The sequence below is a fragment of the Halosimplex halophilum genome (genome assembly GCF_004698125.1).
GTDB lineage: Archaea > Halobacteriota > Halobacteria > Halobacteriales > Haloarculaceae > Halosimplex > Halosimplex halophilum.
In genome coordinates this window covers 854,269-876,651 of the sequence record NZ_ML214298.1, presented here as the reverse complement: position 1 = coordinate 876,651, position 22,383 = coordinate 854,269, and the positions used below count along the sequence as shown (strand labels likewise).

Annotated in this window: 26 protein-coding genes; 14 read left to right on the top strand and 12 right to left on the bottom strand. The window is 71.2% G+C overall.

The annotated features are described in order from the left end of the window. A complete protein-coding gene (locus tag E3328_RS15390) occupies positions 1–846 on the bottom strand; it encodes a hypothetical protein (protein WP_135365500.1) in 846 nt (281 codons plus the stop codon). 83 nt (positions 847–929) lie between these two features. Between E3328_RS15390 and E3328_RS15385 the strand changes: the two genes are divergently transcribed. Beyond that, on the top strand, positions 930–1,151 hold the full coding sequence (locus E3328_RS15385; protein WP_135365499.1) for a DUF7557 family protein: 222 nt from the start codon (positions 930–932) through the stop codon (positions 1,149–1,151). A gap of 26 nt (positions 1,152–1,177) precedes the next feature. On the opposite strand, the gene E3328_RS15380 is transcribed toward E3328_RS15385, so the two are convergent. Next, positions 1,178–2,017 (bottom strand): sugar phosphate isomerase/epimerase family protein, encoded by an 840-nt coding sequence (locus E3328_RS15380; protein ID WP_135365498.1) that lies wholly within the window; start codon positions 2,015–2,017, stop codon positions 1,178–1,180. A gap of 147 nt (positions 2,018–2,164) precedes the next feature. Between E3328_RS15380 and E3328_RS15375 the strand changes: the two genes are divergently transcribed. Continuing rightward, the gene (locus E3328_RS15375; protein WP_135365497.1) at positions 2,165–3,781 is read left to right on the top strand and encodes a long-chain-fatty-acid--CoA ligase; all 1,617 of its coding nucleotides are present in this window, start codon (positions 2,165–2,167) and stop codon (positions 3,779–3,781) included. Between the two features lie 25 nt (positions 3,782–3,806). Here E3328_RS15375 and E3328_RS15370 read toward each other — a convergent pair whose 3' ends face one another. Continuing rightward, on the bottom strand, positions 3,807–5,024 hold the full coding sequence (locus E3328_RS15370; protein WP_135365496.1) for a DUF6199 family natural product biosynthesis protein: 1,218 nt from the start codon (positions 5,022–5,024) through the stop codon (positions 3,807–3,809). 272 nt (positions 5,025–5,296) lie between these two features. Between E3328_RS15370 and E3328_RS15365 the strand changes: the two genes are divergently transcribed. Both E3328_RS15365 and E3328_RS22755 read left to right on the top strand, forming a co-directional pair. Next, positions 5,297–6,754: a sulfatase family protein gene (locus E3328_RS15365; protein WP_135365495.1), complete on the top strand. Its 1,458-nt coding sequence runs from the start codon at positions 5,297–5,299 to the stop codon at positions 6,752–6,754. 73 nt (positions 6,755–6,827) lie between these two features. Then, positions 6,828–6,953, top strand: coding sequence for a hypothetical protein (locus E3328_RS22755; protein ID WP_281275796.1), 126 nt, complete (start codon positions 6,828–6,830; stop codon positions 6,951–6,953). A 40-nt stretch (positions 6,954–6,993) separates the two neighbouring features. Here the strand turns inward: E3328_RS22755 and E3328_RS15360 are convergent, their stop codons facing one another. Next, positions 6,994–7,713 (bottom strand): RraA family protein, encoded by a 720-nt coding sequence (locus E3328_RS15360; RefSeq protein WP_135365494.1) that lies wholly within the window; start codon positions 7,711–7,713, stop codon positions 6,994–6,996. Positions 7,714–7,814: 101 nt separating this feature from the next. Further along, entirely contained in the window at positions 7,815–8,741 is a 927-nt protein-coding gene (locus tag E3328_RS15355; protein ID WP_135365493.1) for an LLM class oxidoreductase, read from the bottom strand. A 117-nt stretch (positions 8,742–8,858) separates the two neighbouring features. Between E3328_RS15355 and E3328_RS15350 the strand changes: the two genes are divergently transcribed. Together E3328_RS15350 and E3328_RS15345 are read left to right on the top strand one after the other, a co-directional pair. Further along, on the top strand, positions 8,859–9,521 hold the full coding sequence (locus E3328_RS15350; RefSeq protein ID WP_135365492.1) for a hypothetical protein: 663 nt from the start codon (positions 8,859–8,861) through the stop codon (positions 9,519–9,521). 161 nt (positions 9,522–9,682) lie between these two features. Continuing rightward, complete coding sequence (locus E3328_RS15345) at positions 9,683–10,723, top strand: hypothetical protein (RefSeq protein ID WP_135365491.1); 1,041 nt, start codon at positions 9,683–9,685, stop codon at positions 10,721–10,723. A gap of 334 nt (positions 10,724–11,057) precedes the next feature. Here E3328_RS15345 and E3328_RS22095 read toward each other — a convergent pair whose 3' ends face one another. The 4 genes from E3328_RS22095 to E3328_RS15330 all read right to left on the bottom strand — a co-directional run bounded on the left by E3328_RS22095 (position 11,058) and on the right by E3328_RS15330 (position 13,295). Further along, positions 11,058–11,201 (bottom strand): hypothetical protein, encoded by a 144-nt coding sequence (locus tag E3328_RS22095; RefSeq protein WP_167837420.1) that lies wholly within the window; start codon positions 11,199–11,201, stop codon positions 11,058–11,060. 80 nt (positions 11,202–11,281) lie between these two features. Beyond that, complete coding sequence (locus tag E3328_RS15340; RefSeq protein WP_135365490.1) at positions 11,282–11,650, bottom strand: Cdc6/Cdc18 family protein; 369 nt, start codon at positions 11,648–11,650, stop codon at positions 11,282–11,284. A gap of 99 nt (positions 11,651–11,749) precedes the next feature. Then, positions 11,750–12,439 carry a TIGR00266 family protein gene (locus E3328_RS15335; protein ID WP_135365489.1) on the bottom strand — a complete coding sequence of 230 codons (690 nt, stop codon included), beginning with the start codon at positions 12,437–12,439 and terminating at the stop codon, positions 11,750–11,752. A 103-nt stretch (positions 12,440–12,542) separates the two neighbouring features. After that, positions 12,543–13,295 carry a DUF429 domain-containing protein gene (locus tag E3328_RS15330; RefSeq protein ID WP_135365488.1) on the bottom strand — a complete coding sequence of 251 codons (753 nt, stop codon included), beginning with the start codon at positions 13,293–13,295 and terminating at the stop codon, positions 12,543–12,545. 166 nt (positions 13,296–13,461) lie between these two features. On the opposite strand from E3328_RS15330, the gene E3328_RS15325 reads away from it, so the two are divergent. From E3328_RS15325 to E3328_RS15315, 3 genes are read left to right on the top strand one after another with little or no spacing between them, the layout of a single operon-like run. Then, positions 13,462–13,656 (top strand): cold-shock protein, encoded by a 195-nt coding sequence (locus E3328_RS15325; protein WP_006883278.1) that lies wholly within the window; start codon positions 13,462–13,464, stop codon positions 13,654–13,656. Beyond that, positions 13,656–13,850: a cold-shock protein gene (locus tag E3328_RS15320; protein WP_135365487.1), complete on the top strand. Its 195-nt coding sequence runs from the start codon at positions 13,656–13,658 to the stop codon at positions 13,848–13,850. Before E3328_RS15325 ends, E3328_RS15320 begins: the two co-directional genes overlap by 1 nt. Further along, complete coding sequence (locus E3328_RS15315) at positions 13,850–14,044, top strand: cold-shock protein (RefSeq protein ID WP_135365486.1); 195 nt, start codon at positions 13,850–13,852, stop codon at positions 14,042–14,044. Before E3328_RS15320 ends, E3328_RS15315 begins: the two co-directional genes overlap by 1 nt. Positions 14,045–14,170: 126 nt before the next feature. Here E3328_RS15315 and E3328_RS15310 read toward each other — a convergent pair whose 3' ends face one another. Next, positions 14,171–15,037, bottom strand: coding sequence for an aldo/keto reductase (locus tag E3328_RS15310; protein ID WP_135365485.1), 867 nt, complete (start codon positions 15,035–15,037; stop codon positions 14,171–14,173). 124 nt (positions 15,038–15,161) lie between these two features. Here E3328_RS15310 and arsN2 point away from each other — a divergent pair, with 124 nt between their 5' ends. After that, positions 15,162–15,602 carry an arsenic resistance N-acetyltransferase ArsN2 gene (gene arsN2 / locus E3328_RS15305; RefSeq protein WP_135365484.1) on the top strand — a complete coding sequence of 147 codons (441 nt, stop codon included), beginning with the start codon at positions 15,162–15,164 and terminating at the stop codon, positions 15,600–15,602. Between the two features lie 11 nt (positions 15,603–15,613). On the opposite strand, the gene E3328_RS22090 is transcribed toward arsN2, so the two are convergent. Both E3328_RS22090 and katG read right to left on the bottom strand, forming a co-directional pair. Next, complete coding sequence (locus tag E3328_RS22090; RefSeq protein ID WP_167837419.1) at positions 15,614–15,787, bottom strand: hypothetical protein; 174 nt, start codon at positions 15,785–15,787, stop codon at positions 15,614–15,616. A 133-nt stretch (positions 15,788–15,920) separates the two neighbouring features. Further along, positions 15,921–18,086: a catalase/peroxidase HPI gene (gene katG, locus E3328_RS15300; RefSeq protein ID WP_135365483.1), complete on the bottom strand. Its 2,166-nt coding sequence runs from the start codon at positions 18,084–18,086 to the stop codon at positions 15,921–15,923. A gap of 215 nt (positions 18,087–18,301) precedes the next feature. On the opposite strand from katG, the gene E3328_RS15295 reads away from it, so the two are divergent. From E3328_RS15295 to E3328_RS15280, 4 genes are all read left to right on the top strand, one after another. Beyond that, entirely contained in the window at positions 18,302–19,603 is a 1,302-nt protein-coding gene (locus E3328_RS15295; protein WP_135365482.1) for a M48 family metallopeptidase, read from the top strand. Positions 19,604–19,707: 104 nt separating this feature from the next. After that, entirely contained in the window at positions 19,708–21,273 is a 1,566-nt protein-coding gene (locus E3328_RS15290) for an alpha,alpha-trehalose-phosphate synthase (UDP-forming) (RefSeq protein ID WP_135365481.1), read from the top strand. Continuing rightward, positions 21,260–22,078, top strand: coding sequence for a trehalose-phosphatase (gene otsB, locus E3328_RS15285; protein WP_167837418.1), 819 nt, complete (start codon positions 21,260–21,262; stop codon positions 22,076–22,078). Before E3328_RS15290 ends, otsB begins: the two co-directional genes overlap by 14 nt. Before the next feature lie 73 nt (positions 22,079–22,151). Continuing rightward, entirely contained in the window at positions 22,152–22,358 is a 207-nt protein-coding gene (locus tag E3328_RS15280; protein WP_135365479.1) for a hypothetical protein, read from the top strand. Positions 22,359–22,383 lie beyond the last annotated feature (25 nt).

Genomic DNA, 22,383 nt, shown 5'->3' with positions numbered 1-22,383 from the left:
TCACCGGCCGACAGGTATCGAGTCGAAGTCGCCGAAGCGGCCGAGAAGCCCACGCACGGCGAGTTCGAGGAGGCCCGCCGCGAGCGTCAGGGCGAGGACGACGACGCCGAACTCGGCGAGGTAGTCCGGCGTGGCGGACCAGACGGCGGTCCCGCGAGCGTCGCCGAGGAGGGCAACGGTGAACGCCCAGGCGACCAGCAGCGCGGGAGCGACCGTCCGCTTCCGGGTCGCGAACAGGACCGCGGCCGTCACGGCCGCGACGAGGAACAGACCCCGCGTCGCGACGGCGACGTAGTGGATACCCCGGATCCACGCGGACCCGTAGGTGGTCGGAACGGAGGTCCACGAGAGGAAGACCGCGACCGCCGATACTGCGCCGACGGCCCCGCCCGCGAGCGCGTCCCGTCCGGACAGCAGCGACCGGACGGACGATGGCCAGCGGAGCAGCGACTCCGATCCGAACGCCAGGAGGAAGACGCCGAAGGCGATCGCGCCGGCCGACCACAGTGCTGTCCCCGGACGCCCGCGGTTCAGCCCGAACCCCCAGGTCAGCACCCACGGCACGACCGCGAAGGCGACCACGCCGATCCCGGCCGACGTAGGTGCTCGTCGGCGAGTGAATCCGACGCCGGCACCGAGACCGCCGAAGTACAGGACGAACGTCGCCGCTTGCGCTGGATCGGGCAGTTCGATCGCGAACCCGAGCACGACCGCGTATGCGACGGCCGCCGCAGCCGCGAGGAGAGCGCCCACGAGCGGCCGGTCAGACCCGTCGACGGTCGTCAGCGGATGCGAGGAAGTCGATGCGTCCTCGCCGCTGGCCCCAGATGCGTCGTCGCCGGCCATGCGTCCGGTTCCGTCGGGCTGCTGTAAACCTCTTGGGCCGAGCCGGCGCAAGCTATACTCGACTCTATCACCTCACACGCAGTATGACCACGTCCATTCGCATTTCCGAGGAGACGAAACGCAAGCTCGAAGCGGTGAAACGGGACGACGAGACGTTCGACGAACTACTCGGCAGGCTGGCAGTCACCCGGAGCGAGTCCGATGTCCGTGAGATGGCAGGGTTCGGCGGACCTGGGGTTGCCGAAGGCATGAAAGAGGCCCGCGAAGACCTGAACGGATCAGGGAACGAGGCCGACGACTCGTAGATTCATCCAGATCCCGCTCTCCGAAGTTACTCGTACTCGACGCCCGCCTCGTCTAGTTCGTCTTTCAGCGCTCCGGCGGCCGCCTCGAACCCCTCGGGGCCGCTGTAGCCGTAGGCCGACCCCGCGAACGCCAGGTGCGGCTCCAGCGACAGCGGGCCGTCGAAGCCCCGCTCGTGCAGCGCCGCCACGGTCTCGCCGATCCGGCCGTCGCCCTCGCCGGCGGGGCGGATCTCGCCGCGCTCGCCGAACTCGGCGTCCTTGACGTGGACCTGGTCGACGTACTCGACGACCTGCAGGAGCGCGTCGGGATACGGCCGAACGCCGATTTCGAGGTAGTTCGCGGGGTCGAAGACCGCCCGCAGGTGCGGCGAGTCGATGGTCGTCAGCAGGTCGCGCATCCGGCCGGGCGTGTCGCCGTAGATGTCCTTCTCGTTCTCCAGGACGAGCGTCACGCCCGCCGACTCGGCCTTCTCGACCGCCGTGCGGGTCCGCCGCAGGACTTCCTCGCGGTGGTCCGCCGGGTCGTCGCCGTCGGGGATGTAGTAGGAGAACACCCGTACACGGTCGGTGTCGAAGCGGTTCGCGAGTTCGAGCGCGCGCTCCAGTCGCTCCAAGTGGGGGTCGAAGTCGTCCTCGACGCCGATCTTGCCGATCGGCGAGCCGATGGAGGTGACCGCGAAGCCGCGCTCGGCCAGCGTCGCTTCGAGGGCGTCCAGCCGGTCCGCCGAGAGGTCGAGCGCGTTTTCGTTCCAGACGCCCCGGAGGTCGAGGTGGCTGATGTCGAGCGATTCGAGCGTCGCGAGCTGGTCGTCGAGGTCGTCGGCGATCTCGTCGGCGAACCCGCTGATCGGCAGGGGTGCGGTCATGTCTCGCCGGTCGGCGCGCGGGGTCGTGTGTCTTGCGCCCCCGGAGAGGAGAGCCAGTAGTACGACCCCGCTCGACCGCCCCGGAAGTTCACAATCGAACATCCAATTTATGGGGTCGCCGCCCGATATCGGGGCCGAGGCGATACCATGCACAAGCCACTGCTGGTGACGGACTTCCTCGACCGCGCGCGGCGCCACTACGGCGGCGACGAGGCGGTCGTGGCGACGACCGGCGAACGGTACACCTACGAGGAACTGGGCGAGCGGGCCGACCGCTTCTCGGCGGCGCTCCGCGAGCGAGGGGTCGGACAGGGCGACCGCGTGGCGGTGCTGGACCCCAACACCCACTACCACCTCGAAGCCGCCTACGGGATCATGCAACTGGGCGCGGTCCACACGCCGCTGAACTACCGGCTGACGCCCGACGACTTCGCGTACATCCTCTCGGACGCCGAGGTCGACGCCATCTACGCCGACCGCGAGTACGCCGGGAAGATCGAGCCGATCCGCGACGACGTGCCGACGGAGACGTTCGTGACGAACGGGGCAGACGCGGTCGACGGCGACTGGGAGGACTTCGACGCGCTCCTCGACGCCGCCGGACCCGACCCCGACGTGGACCGCCCGGAGATGGACGAGGACGACGTGATCACGATCAACTACACCTCGGGGACGACGGGCGACCCGAAAGGCGTGATGCGGACCCACCGCACCGAGACGCTGCACGCCTACCTGGTCTCGGTCCACCAGGAGATCCGCGACGACGACACGTACCTGTGGACGCTGCCGATGTTCCACGTCAACGGGTGGGGCCACATCTACGCGGTCACGGGCCTGGGCGCGACCCACGTCTGCACGCGCGGCGTCGACGCCGAGCGGATCTTCGACGCCGTCGCCGCCGAGGACGTGTCCTACCTCTGCTGCGCCCCGACGGTCCTCAACCGGCTGATCGACCACTACGAGGCGGAGGCGCCGGCGACGACCGGCGACGCCGACGTGCGCGTTGCGACCGCCGGCAGCGCGCCGCCGGAGGCGACCATCCGCACCGTCGAGGACGAGTTCGGCTGGTACCTCAAACACGTCTACGGCGCGACCGAGACCGGTCCCCTCATCACCACCTCCGACGCCCGCCGGCACTTCGACGACGACAGCGCCGACCGCTTCGCCGTCAAGAAGCGACAGGGCATCGGCTACCTCGGCACCGAGGTCCGCGTCGTCGACGAGGACGGCGCGGACGTGCCCCGCGACGACGAGACCATCGGCGAGGTCGTCGTCCGCGGCAACCAGGTGATGGAGGGCTACTGGAACAAGCCCGAGGCCACGGAACGGGCCTTCTCCGAGCGGGCCGATGGGTACTACCACACCGGCGACCTCGCGACCGTCGACGAGGACGGCGCGATCTCCATCCAGGACCGCAAGAAGGACATCATCGTCTCCGGCGGGGAGAACATCTCCTCGATCGAGCTGGAGGACGCGCTGTTCGAACACGAGGCGGTCTCGGACGTGGCCGTGATCCCCGCGCCCAGCGACGAGTGGGGCGAGAAGCCCAAGGCGTTCGTCGTCCCCGACGGGGAGCCCGACGACCCCGGCGCGCTCGAGGACGAACTGGCCTCGTTCACCCGCGACCGGCTGGCGAGCTACAAGGCCGTCCGCGCCGTCGAGTTCGTCGACGACCTCCCGACGACGGCGACCGGGAAGGTCCAGAAGTACGAACTGCGCGCGAAGGAGTGGGACGACGAGGACCGCATGGTCGGGGAGGGATGAGCCGGGCGTCCGACCGGCTTCGCCCTCACAGGAGGGCGGAGACGACCAGGTAGAGCCCGAAGGCGATCGCGAGCCCGCCCCCGATCTTCGTGAGCGCGACGTTCCAGGCGGCGGGTTCGACCTCGTGAGCCGGCGTCGTGCTGCCGATGGCGTCCAGCTGTTCGCTGAACCGGGATATCCCGTAGGCGTACCGGACCATGACCGCCCCCACGCCGATCACGATCAGCCCGAGGAGCGTCGACGCGAAGGCCGAGTCCCCCGAGCGTTCGGACTCGGGGTCTTCGAAGCCGGAATCCGGGTCGTCGGGGAACTCCGGGAACGGGTCCTCCGTCGGCGTGGGCGTGTCGTCGCCGACCGGCGGTTCGGCCGTCGGCGTCGCCGGGTCGGCGGTTCCGACCGCGAGGCCGTCGAGGAACGCCCGGCCGTCGACCCGCACGCGCCACTCCCGATCGGGGACCGAGTCGAACGTCGCGTCCCACTCCTCGTTCCACACCCGGTCGGACCCCCAGAGGGCGACGCGCACGTCGCCGTCGGCCGCCCGGACCACCGCGAACTCGAAGAACCGGCCCGACGGGAGCGCGACCCGCTCGGACCGGTTCCCGACCGCGACGACAGCCTCGGTCGAGAAGTCGGGGCCGCGGTTCTCGATGGCGAGCGCAGCGCCGTCGTCGCCCGACGTGGTTGAGGTCGAGGCGCCGGTCACGGTCGAGGCGGTCGTCTCGGCGCCCGCGCCGGCGGCGGTCGGCCCGGTGTCCGCCTCGATCAGCCGGAGCGAGCCGTTCGCGCCGAGATCGAGCGTTCCGGTGACGACGCCGCGGGACCGATCGACGGTCGTCGCCGAGAGGGTCGCGCGCTCGCCGTCCGCGACGAACAGCGAGCAGTCGCCCCCGGCGCCGACCGGGGCGATCCGGCCGCCGGTCCACCGGTCGAGCGACTCGCTCGACAGGTGGTCGACCAGCCCCGCCGTCCAGTCGGCCGGCAGGACGGGCGGGTCGTACTCGTCGTCGAGACACCGCCGCGGCGTCGCCGTCGGGGTCGGCGTCCCGGGCGACGCGGCGGCAGTTCCGGACGACACGGTGGGTGTCGCGGTCGCGGCCGCCGGATCGCTCGCTCCGTCGGCGGGCGCACCCGTCGATGCCGTGGCGACCGTCGCCGCTGCGGCCGCCGCGCCGGTCGCCGCGACGACGAGGAGGCAGGCGGCCGCGTATCTGACGAGCGCTCTGCGGGGTGGAGGGCCGAACACGCCGAGCGATATTCGTGTGCAATACTTACCGTCTTCGGATGGCCGGGATCATCGGTGAGGCCGGGAACTCGCGTCGGCTCGGCGCCCGCGTAAGTCGGTCTTACCGGACACGGCGCCCGCGTGAGCGGGATCGAGGCCGCGCAGTGACACGGCGGTTCGACGGCGGTAAGCCCCCGGTACCGAGCGTGCGCGGCCACCGCGATGAAACGGCCGAAACCGCCGGAAGTAAGCGGTCAATTGCTATCGGGCTGGCCCTCCAAGCCCGGGCGACAATGGCCGCACAGCCGAACGTCGTCGTCGTCGTCGCCGACACCACGCGAGTCGACGACGCCTACGACTCGCAGGTCGCGCCGACCCTCGCAGAGCTCGCCACCTCGGGGACCCGCGCCACGCGGGCCGTCTCGGCGGCCCCGTGGACGCTCCCCTCCCACGCCTCGCTGCTGACCGGGGCCCCGCCCTCGGCACACGGGGCCCACGCCGACCACGAGCGCCTGGACGACCGACTCCCGGTGCTGCCCGAACCGTTCCGGGCGGCGGGCTACGAGACCGTCTGCGTCTCCAACAACACCTGGCTCAGCGCCGAGTCGGGCTTCGACCGGGGCTTCGACGAGTTCCGCCAGATGTGGCAGCTCGTCCAGTCCGACAACGCCCTCTCCGAGCTCGTCGACGAGACCGAACAGAGCCGCGCCCGCCTCGTCGCGCGGAAGCTCTTCGACGGCAACCCCCTCGTCAACGCCGCCAACACGCTCTACCGGGGGTTCGTCCGCGACCGCGCCGACGACGGCGCCGAGCGGTCGACGGCGTGGATCGCCGACTGGCTCGCCGACCGGTCGAGCGACGACCCGTTCTTCCTGCTGGTCAACTACCTCGAACCGCACCTCGAATACCGGCCGCCCCGCGAGACGACCGAACGGCACCTCCCGGAGGGTGCCACCTACGAGGAGGCGATGGAGGTGCCCCAGGAGCCCTGGGAGTATCTCGCCGGCGATATCGACCTCTCCGACCGAGATCTGGCCCTCATCAGGGCGCTCTACCGGGGCGAGATCACCTACTTCGACGAGCAGCTGGCCGCGCTGCGGACCGCGCTGCAGGCCGCCGGCGAGTGGGAGGACACGGTCCTGGTCGTCACCGCCGACCACGGCGAGAACATCGGCGACCACGGCCTGATGGACCACCAGTACTGCCTCTACGACACGCTCGTCCGCGTCCCGCTGGTCCTCCACGGCGGCGCGTTCACCGGCGGCACCGACCTGGACGACCTCGTGAGCCTGCTGGACCTGCCGCCGACGCTGCTCGACGCCGCCGGCATCGAGGCCCCCGACGTTCGTGAGGGGTTCCACGGCACTTCCTTCCACCCCGACGCCGAGACCCCGGCCCGGGAGTTCGCCGTCAGCGAGTACATGGCGCCCCAGCCGTCGATGGCCGCGCTCGAACGCAATCTGGGTCGGGTGCCCGACGACCTCCGGACCTACGACCGGTCGCTGCGGGCCATCAGGACCGACGAGTACAAGCTGGTCCGCGGCTCGGACGGTTCCGAGCGGCTGTACGACCTCGACGCCGACCCCGGCGAGACGAGCGACGTGTCCGAGTCACACCCGGCGGTCGTCGCGGACCTGACCGACGCGCTCGACGACTGGCTCGACTCCGTCGACGCGGCCGGCGAGCGCGAGTCCGTCTCCATCGGCGCCGAGCGCAAGGCGCGGCTCGAACAGCTGGGGTACCTCCAGTGAACCGCTCGGGTCGGGCCGCGCGGACTGGGACCGACCCAAGCCGTATCCGTCGGGAGACGAAGGACGAGAGGACATGAGACTCTCGACGAAGATTCTGGTAGTCGGCGCGCTCGTGTTCGTCCTCCCCGTCCCCGGGACCTTCGTCCTGGGCGGGCTGATCCTGCTGGCCGGCGTCGCGGCGCGGGTGTTCGACCTGTGAGCGCGGTGACGCGCGCTCGACCCGCCGTGACGGTCGCCTCTCACAGCGTGCCGTAGCGGTCCCACACCTCGTAGACGCTGTCGCCGTCGCGGATGTCCCGGCGGACGTTGTTCTCCTGTTCGAGTTCCTCCTCGCCCCGTTCGAGCACCTCGTCGACGATGTCGGGGTCGATGACGGCGATCGACTGGTAGTCGGCGAAGATCACGTCGCCGGGCGCGATGGTCACGTCGTGGACCTCGACGGGCACGTCCCACTCGCGGAAACTGACGCGGCCGAACGACTCGATGGCGCTGTGGCCGTCCGACCAGACGGGGAACTCGTGTTGCTCGATCATCGTCGAGTCCCGCGTCGGGCCGTCGATGAGCGCGCCGGTCGCGCCGTTCTCCTGGACGATGGTGCTGAGGAGCTCGCCCCACAGCCCGACCTCGGTGTCCTTCGGCGCGGCCATGACGACGAAGTCGCCCTCGTCGGTGGCTTCGAGGTACTGGAAGAAGTCGATGTCCTCGGCGTCGCGGTCGTCCTCGACGGCCTCGCCTTCGCCGTCGTCGCCGTCCTCGGGGTCCCACTCGCCCTCGGCGTAGCCGATGTCGACGCGCTGGGCGGTGTGGGCGGTCCCGACGGTCGGCTCCTTCGACCAGACGGGACGGATGCGGGTGCCGGGGATGACGTTGTCGTCGATACCCATCTCGTCGGTGATGTCGTTGATCAGGGCGCTGTGGAGGTTCTCCAGGCGGTCGCGCTTCTCGGGTGTGAGCGTCATTGACGTTCTCGTCACGGAGACTCGATGGGAGGCCAATAAGGGTGGACATAGCGGCAGGCTGGACCGGGAGCCGGCACGGCCGGGGACGGGCCGCCGCAGCGCTACAGTTCGGCCAGCACCCCGTCGGCGAACTGATCGAGGACCGCCCGCACGTCCCGGTCGGGGTCGGTCTGGCGGACGTTGACCATCACGTGGTCGACCCCCGCGTCCCGCAGGTCCCGGACGTGCTCGCGCAGCCAGTCGGTCCCGGCGGCGTACCCCTGGTGGATCCGCTCCGGGCCGGCCGCCGGGTCCTCGGCGAGGGCGACGTGCAGCACCTGGACGTACGGTTTCTCCCCTGCCACGTCCCGCCACTCCTCGACCTGCTCGGCCACGCCCTCGGCGGTGCGCTGGTAGTAGACCCAGCCGTCGCCGCGCTCGCCGATCCACTCAAGCGACTGGTTCGCGTGGCCGGTCACCAGCAGCGGGAGCGTCTCCGTCGTCGGCTTCGGCAGGAGGTCCATCGACCCGTCGAGGCTCCCGAAGGGGGTGTCGATCTCGGGGTACTCCTCGGCCCAGACCGTCCGGAGCGTCCGGACGCTCTCCCGAAAGAGTTCGCCGGCGTCGTCCTCGTCGACGCCGAAGGCGGGGTACTCCGGCGGCCGGTCGCCGCTGGCGACGCCGAGGACGAGCCGCCCGTCCGACAGCCGGTCGACCGACGCCGCGGCCTTGGCGACGTGGAGCGGATGGCGCAGCGGGAGGACGACGCTGCCGGTCGCCAGCGCCACGTCGTCGGTGTTCGCGGCGACGTGGGAGAGGAACACCCAGGGGTCGTAGACCTGGCCGGCGTCGTCGAACTTCGGCCAGAACAGCGGCACGTCGCGGAACCACAGCGCGTCGAAGCCCAGCTCCTCGGCGTAGGCCGCGAGGTCGGTCTGCTCGCCCAGCGGCGGGACCGGCCCGTCGGCGGTCGTGATCGGGAAGAAGAGGCCGACGGAGAAGTCGTCGTCGAACATCCGGCGGTACCCGCGGTTCGCGTGGTCGGTCATCGGTCGTCCGTTGGGCCGACCCCGTGGAGAACCTCCCGGTCTCGACCCGCGAGCGACCCGCGACCACCCTGGCACTGCCGGCCGGTCGCACTTCCCCCGCCCTCCCCGAACGCCCGTGTGACCCGCTCCGAGAAACGGACCGACGCCGAACCGTCAGGCTCGTGGTCGATACCGACCGCCGTCGCGCTCGCGGTCGTCGCGTCGCTCGCGTGGGCCGGGGTCGCCGCCGCCGGGCCCGCGAGTTCCGGCGAGCCGCCCGCGAACGGCGACCAACCGGACGCGAACAGCGTCGGCTCGGACGCGAACGGCATCGATTCGGACGCGGACGCCGCCACCCCTCGGCCCGGTAACGGGAGCGACGCCGCCCGGTCGAACGGGACAGCGGTAGCGGGGCCGAACGGATCCGAGGTCGTCGCCCTCGACGTGACGCGGGTCCGGACGTGCGGCGACCGCTGTCGCCGGGTGACGGCCAACGTCACGAACACCGGCAACGAGACGATCCGGAACGTCACCGCGGAGACGCGGATCTTCGCCGCCGACAGCCGGATCTGGACCCGGGACCACCGCTTCGGGAACCTCTCGGCGAACGCGTCGGCCGGGCGGACCGCCAAGATCGAGCTGTCGCTGGGCGAACTGTTCCGCGTCGCCCGCAACGACGGCCGAGTCCGCATCGAGACGACCGTCCGCTGGGCGGGCGGGAACGCGACGTTCACCGAGCGGCGGCGCGTGCTCGACCGAGGCGGTCGGTCCGCGCTCCCCCGCCGCGACGGTACCCGCTGATTACCGGGGCGGCCGCGCCCGGACCGTGGGCGGATGCCGTCCCGCGGACGGATAAGACCGGGTTATCCCCGCGGGGTCCGCGCGCGCCCGGAAAACGGAGTCGGTCCTATTTCCGGCGGCCGGCCGGACTTCCGTCGCCGGGTTCGCGCCCGGCGATCCCCATGCATCACACTCACCAGCACGACTCCGACCGGCAGACGCACGACCGCCAGCAGCGGCGGGGCGAGCACCGCCGCGGCGCCGAGAACGCCGACCAGTACCGACAGACGGGCCAGCCCCGGTCGCAGGACGCGGGCGGCGGCCACGGGTCCCGCCAGCGTCAGCGACGCGAGAACCGCCAGCAGGCCGGTGCCGGCGAACAGCACGAACAGGTGGGGCGCCACTTCGGCGGCGGGGACGCCCAGCGCACCGACTGGGGGGCGACCGACCGGGAGCGCCGCGCCGACCGCGACCGCCGCCAGCGGAGCGCCCGCCGGACACAGCACCCCCAGGGTGGCACGGGGAGCGACTACGTCCAGCCGCCACAGCGCGAGCGCTCCGAACACCAGCGCGAGCGCTCCGAACACCAGCGCGAGCGCGGCGCGGTGTCGCCGGAGCGACGACCGCGAACCGGTGGCCAGGCCCAGGGTGGCCAGCAGTCCCGGCAGCAGACCGGCCAGCAGTCACGGCAACGCTCCGGCCAGCGACACACCGGCCAGCAACCTCAACAACACACCGGCCAGCAACCTCAACAGCACACCGACCAGCAGCCCCAGCAGCAGGCCGGTCGACAGCCTCAGCAGCAGACTGGTCAGCGGTCACAGCACCGCGACCAGCAGCCACGGCACCACGGCCAACAGGGGTCGCACTCCGGGACGGCCAGCAGCCCGCAACACCGCCCGAGCGAGCAGAACTATCGACGGGGCGGGCAGCAGGGGACCGGCGGGCATCGAGGCGGCGACCGGACCGCCAGCAGCGCGGACCACCACCCGAACGAGCAGCGGTCACAGCAGCGCGGGGGGCAGGTCCAGAGCCGGCAACAGCACAGCCAGCGGACGGGCGGGCGACCCGGACAGCCGACCGGGGGCGGCCAGCAGTGGCCGGACACGGAACCCAGCCAGCACACCGGCACCTGGTCGGAGGAGGGGCTCCGCTACGGCGGCGAAGCGCGCCACGGGCACGACCCGGCTCACGTCGGCAGCGAGAACACGACCGGGCGGTAGCGGTGAGGGACCCTCGGCCGTCGAGAGGCTCCGGCCGTCGCGGACGACCGCCGCGCCGTCGGATGTCCGGCGCCGCGTCGAAGCCCCTGGCCTCCTCGATGTCGGTGCCGCCGCAGTTCGGGCAGTCGGCCCGGGCGTCGTCGAACCGCTCGCCGCAGTCGGCGCACTCGTAGCGGACACCGGGTTCGTCGTCCGGGACGAGCACGTCCCTGACCGTGTCGGAGATGCCTATGCGAGGGGATTCGCCGCGGCCGGTCGAACCCCCTCGCTGGCGAACGAGGGGTCGGGAAGGGGTCCGAGCCGCGCGACCGCGGCGACGCCGGAGTCCCGGGCCTTACAGGCCGACGAGGTCGTCGAGTTCCACGTCCCTGACGCGGCCGCCGCAGGCCGAGCACTCGCTGACGTTCGTCGGCGCCGGGCCGCCTTCCATGTGTACTACGCCACAGTCCGTACACACTTCGAGTTCTGCTTCGAGCATACATCGGGTCGTCAGCCCGACGACACAAGGGTCTTGTGCCGGCCGGCGTCGAACTCGGCGGAGTCGCAGGGGGAGAACCGTCAGGCGTCGAGCGACTCGATCCGGTCCGCCAGTCCCGCGGTGCGGTCGTCGTCGGCCAGCGCCGCGCGGACCGCGTCGGCGGGCGGCACCAGCCGGTAGTTCGGCCGGCCCTTGCCGGCGGGCGACGTGTCCTCCCGGACGCCCTCGACGACGCCGTCGGCCTCGAGTTCGTTCAGCGTCCGGGCCACCTCCGCCTCGGTCACCGACCCGAGCACCTCGCCCGCGACCGCGTCCATCGCGTCGTTGCACGCCCGCCGGATCTCGCCGGCGTGGGCCGGCGTCTCGCCGCGCACGGACAGTTCGACCACGCCCGCGGCCACGACGCGCGACGCCAGCGACTCCGAGTCGAGTTCGGCTCGTTCGCTCATGTCCGTCCGTTCGCACGGCCCTGTCATAACGATTGTGCGGGTTCCGCCGGCTGTCCGCCCGATCGCAGGAGCCGGGGTTCCGCGGCGGCGCCGCGCCGGTCAGGTGGTCGTCGTGGTCGTGTTGCGCTGGGGGATCTTCGGGATCAGCCACGAGAGGAACGCGTCGGGGCTTCGGGTCTGAGTCCAGACGGTCCCCTCGCCGGAGAACTCGCAGACCAGCCCCTCGCCGCTGAACAGCGTCGACTTCAGCCCGCCCACCTTCCGCACGTCGAACGACAGCGACTCCTCGAAGGCGACGATGTGGCCCGTGTCGACGACGAACGACTCGCCGGCCCCGACCTCGTGTTCGTCGATGGCGCCGTAGCTCGACAGGAACACGGGTCCGCTCCCCGACAGCCGCAGGAGAAACAGTCCCTCGCCGCCGAAGAACGTCTTCGCGCCGCCGAACTCGGTGTCCACCTCGACCGTGGGATCCGAGGCCAGGAACGACGACGACTGGACGTACAGCGTCTCGTCGTCGAGCCGGTGGTGCTGCACGTCGCCCGAGAGGGCCGGCGCCAGCTGGATCTGCCCGCCGTCGGGCGCCGAGAACGTGTTCATGAAGAACGATTCGCCGCCGAACAGCGACCGCGAGATGGACTTGAGGATGCCCCCCTCCGCGCTGGTCTCCACCTCGACCGAGGGCGACTTGCTCACCATCGCGCCCGCCTCCGAGCGGACGGACTCGCCGGGCCCGAGGTCGAGCGTCAGCTGCGCGTACGACGGCCTGTGGGAGATCTCGTGCTCCATGGACACCCTGTTGGTTCGCCGATACGATATCCCTGTCGCCGGACGGGTGCGTGTCGCCGGTCGACCAGCGGTAAGTCGGTCGACGACCCGCCGCCGGTCGCCCTCACTCGGTCGTGAGCGCGCTCTCGGCCCGGTACGTGACGGCCATCGGGAGCCCCTCGGCGTCGGTCGGCGGGTCCGCCGGGAGCGTCCGGAGTTCGCCCGCGCCGGGGGCGGCGGTGTAGGCCAGCGCGACCGCGTCGAGCACGTCGGCGACGGCGACCTCGTGGCCCTCGGTGGCCTCGGCGGCGGCCTGGACGACCGGCGGCGCGTCGCGGTCGTGGCGGGCGAGCGTCCGCATCCGCTCGGCGTACCCCGCGGCGTAGGCCTTCCCGTGTTCCAGCGGCTCGCCCGCGAGCGCGCGGAAGCAGACCTCGGGGTGGCTCTCCGCGAACGCCGCCCGGGCCTCGGGGACGTTCTGCAGGAGCTCGTCGACAGCGACGATGGCGTCGCTCAGTTCGAACGCCCGCTCGGAGATGCCCCGGCCGGCCTTGCGCTCGTTGACCCGCTGGGCGGCGGGGTAACGCCGCTTGCGCGTCGCCTCCCGCACCGGCGGCGTGACGACCGCGCCGCTCATCGGCCCCAGCACGCGCCGTGCGAGGTCGTCGCAGCGGCGCCCCTCTTCGCCCTCCTCGACGAGGCCGACCGGCACGTCCACGAGGACCCGCTCGGCGGTCTCCTCGTAGCGGACCCACAGGTCGCCCACCTCCGCGAAGACGGCGGCGTGGTCGAACCCCTCGCGGTCGAACGCCACCGCGAACCACGAGCCCTCGGACCAGGCCGCGCCGACGTACAGCGGTTCCCCGGCGTCGCTCATTACCAGTTACTCCGCCCCGCTCGATAAAAACCCCTCGCCCGCTTGCGATCACCCCGCCGCCACGACTCTCACGCGGCTGAGAATCCCCGATCCCGGCTCCGTGACGGGTCGTGGTAACGGTTCTCTCGGAATGCTTATACATCCCCCGCGTCTGTGTTTAGTCGCAATGGCATCCGGTAAGGTTGATTTCTTCAACGACACGGGCGGTTACGGTTTCATCGAGACTGAGGACGCTGACGACGACGTTTTCTTCCACATGGAGGACGTGGGCGGTCCGGACCTCGAAGAGGGACAGGAAGTGGAGTTCGACATCGAGCAGGCCGACAAGGGCCCGCGCGCGACGAACCTGGAGCGCCTCTAATGGCGTCCGGTAAGGTCGACTTCTTCAACGACACTGGCGGCTACGGCTTCATCGACACCGACGAGGAGGACGACGACGTGTTCTTCCACATGGAAGACGTCGGCGGCCCCGACCTCGAAGAGGGTCAGGAAGTCGAGTTCGACATCGAGCAGGCCGACAAGGGTCCCCGAGCGACCAACCTGGAGCGCCTCTGATGGCCTCCGGATCTGTCGACTTCTTCAACGACACTGGCGGCTACGGCTTCATCGAGACCGAGGATGCCGACGACGACGTCTTCTTCCACATGGAAGACGTCGGTGGCCCGGACCTCGAAGAGGGCCAGGACGTGGAGTTCGACATCGAGCAGGCCGACAAGGGCCCGCGCGCGTCGAACCTCACCCGACAGTAAGTCGCAGTAACTCGGGTCAGTTCCGCTGACTCCGAATTTTCACAATTTCTCACCGGCGAGCGACGGCGCCGTCGCTCCCCAGGCATTACACGACGGCCAGCGACGGCGTCGGAAAACGGGGCGTCGCTACTGCGAGTCGATGTCGTTCAGCTTCGCCATATCCTCGTCGGTGAGTTCCACCTGGGAGGCGGCGACGTTCGATTCGAGGTGGTCGACGCTGGAGGTGCCCGGGATCGGCAGGGTCACGTCGGAGTGTTCGAGCAGCCACGCGAGCGCGACCTGCCGCCGGCTGGCGTCGCGGGCCTCGCCGACCTCGTCCAGCACCTCCGCGACGCCCTCGTCGTCGACGGTGTAGAGCGGCCCCCACGGGATGAAGCCCACGTCGTACTCCTCGCAGGCGGCCAGCACGTCCTCGTCGTCGCGGTAGGCGACGTTGTACTGGTTCTGGACCGTCGCGATGTCCACGATGTCCCGGGCCGTGTCCAGCTGCTCGACGGTGACGTTCGAGAGGCCGACGTGGTCGACCTGGCCGGCGTCTTTCATCTCGGCGAAGGCGTGGACGGAGTCCTCGAAGTCCGTGTCGGGGTCCGGCCGGTGGAACTGGTAGAGGTCGATGGAGTCGACGCCCAGGCGGTCCTTGCTGGCCAGGACCTGGTTGTGGAGGTAGTCCGGGTCGCCGTGGGGCAGCCACTCGCCGTCGCGGTGCCGGAGGAGCCCCGCCTTCGAGGCGACCACGGGCTCGGCGTCGACCTCGGCCAGCGCCTCCCGGAGGACCCGCTCGCTGACCCCCGGCCCGTACGAGTCCGCGGTGTCGACGAAGTCGACGCCGAGTTCGACCGCGCGGTGGACGACGCTGCGGGCCGTCTCCTCGTCGTCGGGGCGGCCGATGATGTCCTCGCCCGTCAGCCGCATCGCGCCGAAGCCCAGGCGGTGGACGGTCAGCTCCCCGCCGATGTCGAACGTGTCGCTCTCGTTGTGTACGTCGTCAGCCATAGCACACCTCCCTCAGGGTTCCACTCACTAAACCGCGGGGAAGCCGGAAGGCCGGGTGGGGTTCGGCGGGGGCAGCCCCCCGACTGCGAAAAACGTCTTTGCGTCGGCGGCGGAACGTCCCCGCATGGCCGGACCCGTCGTCGCGCTCGACCCGGCGGACCCGTCTGCCGAGTACCTCGAATCGGTCCTGGCCGAGGCCGGCCTGCCGACCGAGGACCTCGGGCGCGACGCCGTCGACTGCTACGTCGCGCGTGCGTCGGGCGAGCGGGTCGGCGTCGGCGGGCTCGAACGCCACGGGCGCGACGGCCTGCTCCGGTCGGTCGCGGTCGAGCCCGAACACAGGGGAGCGGGCTACGGCGCCGCCATCGTCGACGGCCTCGAACGGGAGGCCAGCGACGCCGGCGTCGACCGGCTCTTCCTGCTCACCACGACCGCGAGCGACTTTTTCGCCGGACTGGGCTACGAATCGGTCGAACGCGAGGACGTACCGGCGGCGATCCGGGCCACCGAGCAGTTCGCGGAGCTGTGTCCGGCGAGCGCGACGGTCATGCGGAAGTCGCTGTAGCGCGGCCGCAGTCACTCCAGCCGCTCGCGCGCGACGAAGACGGTCTTCAGCTTCCGCCCGCAGTCCGGACAGCACAGCGCCTGCCACTTCGTCGGGTCGAGGTCGGCGATGGTCTCGCTCCGGGTGGCCGCCTCGCGGGGGACCGACCGCTCGCAGGTCTCGCAGTGGAGGTCGTCGTCGCTCATACGCGCGGCTACGGTCGGTGAGTGCTAAATCACATCGGATCGCGCGACCGCGCCGGAAAACGGAGGGAGAGTCCCGGCCGGGGTCAGCCGCGTCGTGGCGGGGCTACTCCGGGTCGAAGCGCCCGGGGCGCGGTCACTCCAGGTCGAAGCGGTCGGCCCGCATGACCGTGCTCCAGGCGTCGACGAAGTCTTCGACGAGTTCTTCCTCGCCGTCCTCGGAGCCGTAGACCTCCGCGATGGCGCGCAGGCGGGAGTTCGACCCGAAGATGAGGTCGAAGCGGGTCCCCTTCCACTCGAGTTCGCCGGTGTCGCGGTCGTAGCCCTCGTAGACCTGGTCGCGGCCGTCGGCGGGCTCCCACTCGTAGCCCATGTCGAGCAGGTTGACGAAGAAGTCGTTGGTCAGCGCGCCCGGCCGGTCGGTGAACACGCCGAGGTCGGAGTCCTGGTAAGTCGCGCCCAGCGCGCGCATGCCGCCGACCAGCGCCGTCATCTCCTCGGGGCTCAGGTCCAGCAGGTCCGCCCTGTCGACCAGCAGCTGCTCGACCGGGCGGTCGACGTCGTCGGCGACGTAGTTACGGAACCCGTCGGTCTTCGGCTTGAGCGCCTCGAAGGAGTCCTCGTCGGTCTGCTCGGCCGTCGCGTCGACGCGCCCGGGCTCGAACGGCACGGTCACGTCGTAGCCGGCGTCGGCGGCGGCCTGCTCGACGGCCGCGTTGCCGCCCAGCACGATGAGGTCCGCCAGCGAGACGCGCGTGTCGTCGGCCTGGGCGTCGTTGAACTCGGCCTGGATCGACTCGTAGGTCTCCAGGGCCGCCTCCAGCTGGGCCGGCTCGTTGACCTCCCAGCTACGCTGGGGTTCGAGGCGGATCCGGGCGCCGTTGGCGCCGCCGCGCTTGTCGCTGTCGCGGTAGGTCGACGCCGAGGCCCACGCGGTCTTGACCAGCTGCGACCGCGAGAGGTCGCTGTCGAGGATCTCCGCCTTGAGCTCCTCGACCTGCTCGTCGTCGACCAGGTCGAAGTCCCGGTCGGGCAGCGGGTCCTGCCAGATCTTCGTCTCGTCGGGCACCTCGGGGCCGAGCAGGCGCTCGGGCGGACCCATGTCGCGGTGGGTCAGCTTGTACCAGGCCTCGGCGAAGGCCATCCCGAACTCCATCGGGCTCTCCTGGAAGTCCTCCATGATCTCGCGGTAGTCGGGGTCGCGCTTCAGCGCGATGTCCGTCGTGAGCATCATGGGGGTGGCCCGCTCGTCGTCGTCCAGCGCGTCGGGGGCCGAGCCCTCCAGTTCGCCGTCCTTGGGCGTCCACTGCCAGGCGCCGCCGGGGCCCTTCTCGGGCTCCCACTCGTAGTCGAGCAGGTTGTTGACGTAGCCCATGTCCCACCAGGTCGGGTTCTGCGTCCACGGTCCCTCGATGCCGCTGGTGGTGACGCCCTCTTCCTTGGCGGTCTCGCCGTCCTGCCAGCCGAGGCCCATGTTCTCGATGGGGGCGGCCTCGGGCTCGGGGTCGTGGGCCTCCTCGGGGTTGTCCGCGCCGTGGACCTTCCCGAAGGTGTGGCCGCCGGCGATCAGCGCCGCCGTCTGCCTGTCGTCCATCGCCATCCGCGAGAACGTCTGGCGGATGTTCTTCGCGGAGGCCTCCGGGTCGGGCTCGCCCTTCGGGCCCTCGGGGTTCACGTAGATGAGGCCCATGACGGAGGCGCCGAGCCCCTCCTGGATCCCGCCGGGCTCCTCGAAGCGGTCGTCGGCCTCCCACTCCTGTTCGGGCCCCCAGTCGACGGCCTCGTCGGGCTCGAAGGCGTCCTCGCGGCCGCCGCCGAAGCCGAACGTCTTGAAGCCCATCGACTCGATGGCGACGTTGCCCGCCAGAATGATCAGGTCCGCCCACGAGAGGTTGCGGCCGTACTTCTGCTTGACCGGTTGGAGCAGGCGCCGCGCCTTGTCGAGGTTGGCGTTGTCGGGCCAGCTGTTGATGGGCGCGAAGCGCTGTCGCCCGCCGGCCGCGCCGCCGCGGCCGTCGTAGGCGCGGTAGGTCCCGGCGCTGTGCCACGCCATGCGGATCATGAGGGGGCCGTAGTGGTCGTAGTCGGCCGGCCACCACTCCTTGGGCGTCGTGATCGCCTCCTCGATGTCCGCCTTCACCTCCTCCAGGTCGAGCTCCTGGAACGCCTCCGCGTAGTCGAAGTCCTCGTCGTAGGGTCCGGGGTCGCGCGCGTTCTGGTCGAGGGCACTCAGGTCCAGCGAGTTCGGCCACCAGTCACGGTTGCTCTTCCGTGTCTGGGGATTCGGCTCGTTGTTGCTCATCAGTCGTTCGTAACCCGGGCATATTGCTCCATAAGCCTTCCTTTGGATAGGAACAACCCGCGGTAGCCGCTCGGTTCCGCCGCGTCGCGAACGACACGCTCGGCCTACCGAACGGTCGAACGTCCGGACACGGCCGCGGCGACGGCCGGCCGCGCCGGAGCCCGGTCGGGCCCGCCAGCGAGGGGGTTTAATGGGCCGGTTCCGTAGCACGGGCCATGATAGAACTCCACGTCGCCTTCCTCGCCCTGCTGGTCGGGACGGAGGCGTTTTTCACCTGGCTCGCGGCGCTGAACGTCCGCCACGGCGCCGCGGCGGTCACCCGGGAGTCCGAGTGGTTCGACGACCGCCTCGACGTCGAGGACACCGACGAACTGCTCGGCTACCAGCGCGCGACGACCGGGGCCTCCCAGCTGGAGTCGTGGGTCGGGCTCGGGCTGGTCCTGCTGGTGCTGTACTCGGGTCTGCTGGCCGACGCCGTCGCCGCCGTCGAGTCGCTCGGCTTCGGTACCGTGCCCTCCGGCGTCGTCTTCTTCCTCGGCGCCGTGGCCGTCCTCCAGCTCTCCTCGCTGCCCTTCGATTTCTTCGACACCTTCGTCGTCGAGGAGATCTTCGGGTTCAACGAGGCGTCGCCGAAACTCTGGGTCCGCGACAAGCTCGTCGGCCTCGCCGTCGCGCTGGCGTTCACCGCCGTCATCGGGGCGGCGGTCATGTGGGTCGTCGAGGCGTTCCCGGGGCTGTGGTGGGTCGGCGCCTGGGCGCTGTTCGTCGCCTTCTCGCTTTCGATGATGGTGATCTACCCCCGGGTGATCGCCCCGCTGTTCAACGACTTCGAGCCCGTCGAGGAGGGCGAACTCCGCGACGCCGTCGCGGACGTGTTCGACCGCGCGGGCTTCGAGTGTTCGCAGATCTACGTGATGGACGCCAGCCGGCGCAGCGGCCACTCCAACGCCTACTTCGTCGGCTTCGGCGCGACCAAGCGCGTCGTCCTCTTCGACACGCTGGTCGAGCAGATGGAGACCGAGGAGCTCCAGGGCGTGCTCGCCCACGAACTGGCCCACTGGAAGAAAGCCCACATCTGGAAACGCGTCGGCGCCTCGGCGGTGCAGATGGGGATCGTCCTGTTCGTCGCCTACCAGCTCGTGACCGGCCCGTGGCTCTACGAGATGTTCGGGCTCGCGACGGGCGCCGGCAAGCCGCTCTACGCCGGCCTGCTGCTGGCCGGGCTCGTGCTCCAGCCGCTCACGCGGCTCACCAGCCCGATCGAGAACAGGCTCTCGCTGGCCCACGAGCGGGAGGCCGACGCCTTCGCCGTCGAGGTGATGGGCGACGGCGAGCCGATGGTCGACGCGCTCACCCGGCTCGCCAGCGAGAACCTCTCGAACCCGTTCCCACACCCCCTCTACGAGACGTTCCACTACACCCACCCGCCGATCCCCGAGCGGGTGCGCGAGATCCGTCGGCGGGCCGGCGGGTCGGCCGCGAGCGACGGCGACGCGACCGACGCGTCGGCGGGATAGACCTCCTCAAACCCTCGGTTTCCGGACGCGTGACGATCCGGGTGACGCCCGCAGGTGCAAGCCGCGGCCATACCCCCCTGGCGGGGCAAGAGCGGGTAGCTGACATGGCGAGGACACACCTGCGTGCGGACCGCGTCGAGGCCGACCTCGACCGACTCCTGGCGGCGACCGGCGACGACCTCGTCGTCGCCTCGAACCGACAGCCGTACAGACACGACTACGGCGACGACGGCGCGGTGACCGTCGACCGCCCGGCCGGGGGGCTGACCGCCGGCCTCGACGAGGTCATGCGGCGCGTCGACGGCACCTGGATCGCCTGGGGGGACGGCGAGGCCGACGCGGCCGTCGTCGACGGCGACGACACGGTGACCGTACCGCCCGACGGTGACGACGAGACCTACACCCTCCGCCGGCTGTGGCTCGACGACGACGAGGTCGAGGGCTACTACTACGGGATGGCCAACCGGGTGCTGTGGCCGCTGTGTCACGCCGCGCTGGGCACCGTGGAGAGCTGCGGCGACGCCTGGGGGGACTACCGCCGGGTCAACGACCAGTTCGCCGACGCGATGGCCGACGCCGCCGCCGACGGCGACCCGCTCGTCTGGCTCCACGACTACCACCTCGCGCTCGCGCCCCGGCAGGTCCGCGAGCGGACCGCGACCGACGGTCCCGGGACCGGAACCCGCGACCCGACGCTCGCCCACACCTGGCACATCCCGTGGCCCAGCTGGGACACGTTCCGGGCCTGCCCGAACCGCGAGGCCGTCCTCGACGGCCTGCTCGGCAACGACCTGCTCGTCTTCCACGTCCCCCGGTACTGCGCGAACTTCCTGCGGAGCGCCGACCGGGGACTCGACGGGACGACCGTCGACTTCGACGCCGGGACCGTCGACTACCGCGGCCGGACGACGGCGGTCCGGGCCGCGCCGATGGGCGTCCCGGTCGACCGCATCCGCGAGCAGGCCGACAGCATGGAAGCCACGGGCTTCCGCGCCGCCTTCCGGAAGAACAGGGATATCGACCGCGACACCCGGCTGGGCGTCGGCGTCGACCGCCTCGACTACACCAAGGGGATCGTCCAGCGCCTCGACGCCATCGAGCGGCTCTTCGCGGAACAGCCCGACTACCGCGGCGAGTTCACGTTCGTCCAGGTCGGCACCGAGAGCCGCTCGGCCATCCCCGCCTACGCCGACTACCAGGACCGCGTCGAGGCGGCCGTCGAGCGGGTCAACGACCGCTTCGCGACCGACGGCTGGCGGCCGGTCGTCTACACGACGGACATGATCTCGAACGAGGGGCTCGCCGGACTCTACCGCGAGGCGGACCTCGCGGTCGTCAGCCCCGTCCGCGACGGGATGAACCTCGTCGCCCAGGAGTTCGTCGCCGCCCAGGCCGACGACCCGGGGGTGCTCGTCCTCAGCGACCAGGCCGGCGTCCACGACGAACTCGGCGAGTGGGCGGTCTCCGTGCGCCCGCACGACACCGAGGGGTTCGCCGCCGCGCTCGACGACGCCCTCTCGATGCCCGACCGCCAGCGGCGCCGCCGCGCGAACGCGCTGGCCGACGGCGTCGAGGACGGCGACCTCGACGCGTGGCTCCGCGACGTGCTCGGGGCGGTCGCCCGCGTCGCGCGACCCGACGGGGGTGTCCCCACCCGTGCAGACCACTGACGCGACGCCACTGGGGCTCGCCCGCGAGGCCGTCGCCGACCGGCTCGCCGCCGCCCCCGGCGTCGTCTGCTGCCTGGATTTCGACGGGGTACTCGCCCCCATCGTCGACGACCCCGACGCCGCCGCGATGCCCCCGCCGCTACGCGAGCGCGTCACCCGCCTCCGCGAGTGCGAGTCCGTCCGCGTCGCGGTCGTCAGCGGCCGCGAACTCGCCGACCTGCGCGAGCGCGTCGGGATCGAGGGAATCGCCTACGCCGGCAACCACGGCCTCGAACGCCGGGTCGACGGCGAGCGGTCGGTCGCGCCCGACGCCCGCCGGAGCGCCGACGCCGTCGCGCGGGTCTGTGACCGCCTCGGCGACCGCCTCGCGCACGTCCCCGGCGTCGGGATCGAGGACAAGGACCTCACCGCGACAGTCCACGTCCGCGACGTGCCCGACGACCGGGTCCCCGAGGTGGAGCGCGTCGTCAGGGAAACGGTCGAGGAAGCGATGAGCGCCGGCGGCCCCGCCATGGAGATCCGCGACGGCAAGGCCATCCGCGAGATCCGGCCCGCCGTCGACTGGGACAAGGGCCGCGCAGTCCGGCGACTGGCCGAGGCGGCGCCCGACGGCTGGCTCCCCCTCTACGTCGGCGACGACATGACCGACGAGGACGCGTTCCGCGCGCTGGACGAGGGGAGCGGGTCGCCCGACGGAGTCGGGATCCTCGTCGGCGAGCGCGAGACGGCCGCCGGCTACCGACTGGAGAGCCAGCGCGACGTGCGGGAGTTGCTCGACCTGGTCGCCGACGCCCAGCGGGGGTGAGCGCGGCGGGTGAGCGGGCGCCCGGCGGACGGCCGCCAACAGTAATGTGGCCCGGGGCCGAACGCTACGCTCGATGCGCGACCTGGTCGCGGACGTGTTCGCGCCGACGCGGTACAACGTGGCCGCGGCCGTCAGCGCCGCGGCCCTGCTCGTCGTCGCCTACGTCCTCGTCCCCCACCCCTACGTCCAGTACGGCGCGTGGCTGGTCATCTTCACCGTCTGGATGGTCTGGTTCGTCTACCTCGGCGTCGACCACGTCTACGGGATCGGCGAGTCCTGACGCCGGGTCGGCACCGACCCGGCCG